General features: G+C 47.1%; 4 protein-coding genes. All 4 read left to right on the top strand.

Going from position 1 to position 4,558, the window contains the following annotated elements; all coding sequences use genetic code 11:
* Positions 1-93: 93 nt before the first annotated feature.
* The 4 genes from KDD36_14775 (at position 94) to KDD36_14760 (ending at position 4,252) form a co-directional block, all read left to right on the top strand.
* Positions 94-2,469 carry a TonB-dependent receptor gene (locus KDD36_14775; protein MCB0397913.1) on the top strand — a complete coding sequence of 792 codons (2,376 nt, stop codon included), beginning with the start codon at positions 94-96 and terminating at the stop codon, positions 2,467-2,469.
* Positions 2,469-3,344 carry a DUF4249 domain-containing protein gene (locus tag KDD36_14770; GenBank protein ID MCB0397912.1) on the top strand — a complete coding sequence of 292 codons (876 nt, stop codon included), beginning with the start codon at positions 2,469-2,471 and terminating at the stop codon, positions 3,342-3,344. Before KDD36_14775 ends, KDD36_14770 begins: the two co-directional genes overlap by 1 nt.
* 93 nt (positions 3,345-3,437) lie before the next feature.
* Positions 3,438-3,758 carry a winged helix-turn-helix transcriptional regulator gene (locus tag KDD36_14765; protein ID MCB0397911.1) on the top strand — a complete coding sequence of 107 codons (321 nt, stop codon included), beginning with the start codon at positions 3,438-3,440 and terminating at the stop codon, positions 3,756-3,758.
* Complete coding sequence (locus tag KDD36_14760) at positions 3,755-4,252, top strand: SRPBCC domain-containing protein (protein ID MCB0397910.1); 498 nt, start codon at positions 3,755-3,757, stop codon at positions 4,250-4,252. The genes KDD36_14765 and KDD36_14760 overlap by 4 nt, the downstream gene beginning before the upstream one ends.
* The last annotated feature ends 306 nt before the right edge of the window (positions 4,253-4,558 follow it).

Here is a 4,558-nt window from a genome sequence, read left to right as displayed (position 1 = left end):
ACTATCTACCGCTTACTCAAAACCTTCTTCATAAATTTTGTTAACGTCACACATTTAACCGGACCACTTGTTACCTTTGCCCCCGTTAAAGAAATGTCACCGATCCGATATATCACCATCCTGTTTTGCCTGCTCATAGCAGGTGGACTCACGGCGCAAAACAAGGGCACTCAGCGTTACACGATCAGCGGTCATGTAGTGGATGAGAACTCCGGCGAAAGTTTGCCTGGCGCCAGTGTATACATTGCGGAACTGATGAAAGGTACCGCGACCAATGCGTATGGATTCTATTCCCTTACCCTGGATGCCGGTGAATACAACATGTTGGTTTCATTCGTAGGCTACGAGCAGGTCACTCAAAAAATCAACCTTACAAAAGACATTACCCTGGACGTAAAGATTCACCCCTTGGTGATCACAACGGAAGAAGTGGTTATTACAGGCGAACGGAAAGATGAGAATGTGGAAAGCACCGAAATGGGTAAGGTGGAATTGCAAACCGATGAGATCAAATCGCTGCCCGTTGTCTTCGGCGAAGTGGATGTACTGAAAACGATTCAGCTTCTTCCTGGGGTGCAGTCCTCAGGCGAAGGAAGTACCGGATTTTACGTACGCGGCGGCGGCCCCGACCAGAATCTGATCCTGCTCGATGAAGCAACAGTTTACAATGCCGGTCACCTGCTTGGCTTTTTCTCCGTCTTCAATGCCGATGCGATCAAAAACACCACATTGATCAAAGGCGGTATGCCGGCCAATTACGGTGGCAGACTATCCTCCGTGCTGGACATCACCATGAAAGATGGCAACAACCAATCGTACCACGGTGAAGGCGGTATCGGCCTGATCGCGTCACGGATGACCCTCGAAGGTCCAATTCTGAAAGATAAAGCATCTTTCATTGTCAGTGGCCGGCGTACTTATATCGATGTGCTGTCCAAGCCATTTCTGAAAAACACCGAACTGGGTGGCATTCCCTATTTTTTCTATGATCTGAACACCAAGATGAACTGGAAGATAACGCCGAAAGACCGCATTTACGCAAGCGGTTACTTCGGTCGTGATATCTTCAATATCGAAGTGGAAGACGGACGCCTGAAGGCCAATATCAACTGGGGGAACGCTACCACAACGCTGAGATGGAACCACCTGTTCAACGACAAATTGTTCATGAACCTCTCCGGGATTTACAACAGCTATGATTTCCGCATAGATGCCACCTTCGACAATTTCACCACCACCTTCGCAAGCGGCATCAAAGACTGGAATCAGAAGACAGACTTCTTCTACTACCCCAACATCAACCACACCATCAAATTCGGATACAACTACACCTACCATATCTTCAGTCCGAGAACCATCAAGGTAGAAGATGCCGATAACAACTTCAGCTCCGAACGTGAAGTAAAAAAGTTTTCGCACGAAGGCGCCGTTTACGTGATGGATGATTTTACACTGACCGACAAGATCAAGATCAATGCAGGTTTACGTGGCACCTATTTTATTCAGAAAGGCCCGTTTACACTGTATGAGTTTGATGAATTTCAGAACATCACGGATTCCACCCACTATAAAGGTGGAAAGAAAGTGGCTGACTTTTTCGGATTGGAACCCCGTTTGAGTGTGCGCTACGGACTCAACAAAACCTCATCCCTCAAGGCGGGATTCACTTACAACAACCAGTTCGTGCACCTGGTCTCCAACTCATACACCACCCTGCCCATGGACATATGGGTGCCCAGCTCGGTTCTTGTAAAACCTCAGAAAGGCGTTCAGTTCTCCGCCGGATATTTCCGGAACTTCAAAGACAATATGTTCGAAACATCCATCGAAGGTTACTATAAAGATCTCGACAACCAGATTGAGTTCAAGGAGACCTATACCGGCGATGTGAGTACCCGTGATATCGAGTATGAATTCACTTATGGTAACGGAAGATCATTCGGCACGGAACTGTTCCTGAAAAAAGCCAGGGGCAAACTGCAGGGTTGGATCGGCTATACGCTGAGCAGGACCACACGTACCTTCCCCGGCATTAATAAAGGTGAAAAGTTCTCAGCCCACTTTGACAGGACGCATGACCTGTCTGTCGTAGGCTCATACAAACTCAATGACCGCTGGTCGTTCTCTGCCGTATTCGTATATGGAACCGGGCAGTCCACCACTATGCCGGAACGGTATTACCTCATTGGTACGGACCTGGCCACGAAATATGGTCCGAGAAATGGTTTCCGCATGGAAGCTTATCATCGTGCAGACATATCTGCCACTTTGCACAGCAAGAAGAAAGAAGGCAAGAAATTCTCATCGTACTGGTCTTTCTCTATCTACAATGTATATAACAGAAAGAACCCGTTCTTCTACTTTATCGACAATGAAGGCGATCCGGTAGATGGCACATTCAAGGTCACCGCCAAGAAGGTATACATCTTCCCTATCTTGCCATCCGTGTCATGGAATTTTAAATTCTGATGAAAAGGTATCTCATATATGGCTTGTTCGGATTGGGGCTTTCGCTGGCTGCCTGCGATACCGCTATTGTACTCGACCTGCCACAAGGCGAAGAAGACATCGTGATATACGGCTTTATCGAGCAGGACTCGTTACCGGTTGTTTCACTCACAAAAAGCCTGGCTGTATTCTCTACCATCGATGTATCGAAGCTACAGTCAAGCTTTGTGCATAATGCAGCGGTTTCACTGAATGATGGCGATACCACCATACAACTGGTGGAATACAACATTCCCCTGAATGACTTCACCTATTACTTCTACAGTTTGCCATCGTCGTTGATAAATACCTATAAAGGACAAGTTGGCAAATCCTACAAGCTCACTGTGCAGGCTGAAGGCAAGACCCTAACAGCCACTACCACCATACCGGAACCGTTACCACTTGACTCCATCTGGTGGCTGCCGCACCCCGATGAGGATAATGACAGTCTGGTGGTTTTGCAGGTTCGGTTCACAGATAAGCCCCATGAGGCCAACTATGCGCGCTACTTTACGCAACGCAACTCTGAACCGATGTATCCCGGGTATTTCGCTTCCGTCTTCGATGATAGTTTTCTCGAGGGCCAAACGCTGGACTTTGCACTGCCCCGCGGACAGGACAGGAACGATACCATCAACGACACTTACAGCTACTTCTGGCACGGAGATACCATTCTTGTAAAATGGTGCAGCATTGATCGCGCCCATTTCGATTTCTGGATGACCGTTGAAACGGATAAGAACAACCAGGGGAATCCATTTGGTATGCCCACCCTTATCCAAAGTAATGTGGAGGGCGGCCTCGGTGTTTGGGGCGGATACGGCGCCAGCTATCATAAGTTGATCGTCCCCTGATCTAATCATCTTCCATTTTTTTCTCATATTTTTTTTGCGAAACCAATTAGTTGCATATATTTGCAACCAATTGATTGCATATTTACTCAGACAATGAAGAGAGATATATTCCAAGGCCTGGCAGATCCGACACGTAGAGCAATTCTTGTGCTGCTAACCACCCAGGCCATGACACCCAATGCCCTGGCAGAAAAGTTTGATACCACCAGGCAGGCCGTTTCCAAACACATCAAAATCTTAAAGGAATGTGAGTTGGTGGGTCAACGCAAGACCGGGCGGGAAATCTACTACCACTTCAAGGCAGATAAAATGAAAGAAATAGATCATTGGTTGGAACAATTCAGAAAACATTGGGACGACCGCTTTGATCAACTGGACCAAGTATTAAGCAACCTAAAAACCAAAAAAAGATGAAAAGTAGTCTTATGATGGACTTTTCCGTGGACAAGGAAAAGAGCCAGATTCACATCCGAAGAGAATTTGCCGCACCCCTTTCCGCTGTATGGGCAGCATATACCCAAAGTGATCTGCTTGATCAATGGTGGGCGCCCAGACCATGGAAGGCCAATACCATTACCATGGACTTCAAAGAAGGCGGTCATTGGCTGTATTTCATGGAAGGCCCTGAGGGAGAAAGGCACTATTGCAGGGCAGACTATAAAAAGATATCCGAAGAAAGAAGCTTTGAAGCACTGGATGCCTTCTGCTCTCCCGAAGGCGTTGTGAATACGTCCATGCCACGTACGGAATGGGAAACACAATTTGAAAGCGAAGGAAACACAACATTTGTAAATGTGCATCTCACATACAAATCACTGGATGATCTCGAGAAGGTCCTGGCGATGGGCATGAAAGAAGGATTCACCATGGCCCTCGAAAATCTGGACGAACTGCTGGCACAGCGGTAATACCGGAATCAGTTTAACTTTAAAAGCCTCATCCTAAAAGGGTGGGGCTTTTTAGTTGGCAGGAAGCAGGAGGTAGGAAGACAATAGACATTGGACATTAGACATTAGACATTAACCCGTTGACCAATTAGGCAAATGAACGGTCCGTGTATGATTTGCCTTGGTTTCATATTTGGAGATCCCTCGCATGCCGGACACGCAGGCTCGCTGTGCGGCTATGCAGACCCGACGGTTCGGTGGTTAGGCGAAGGTTGCACCTTCGTCAGTCTATCTCGTAGCTTTAAGCTACTTTATTCATCTTAATTC

The organism is Flavobacteriales bacterium (assembly GCA_020435415.1).
GTDB lineage: Bacteria > Bacteroidota > Bacteroidia > JACJYZ01 > JACJYZ01 > JACJYZ01.
Note: the sequence above shows the minus strand (reverse complement) of the source record. Positions and strands in the feature narration are given on the sequence as shown.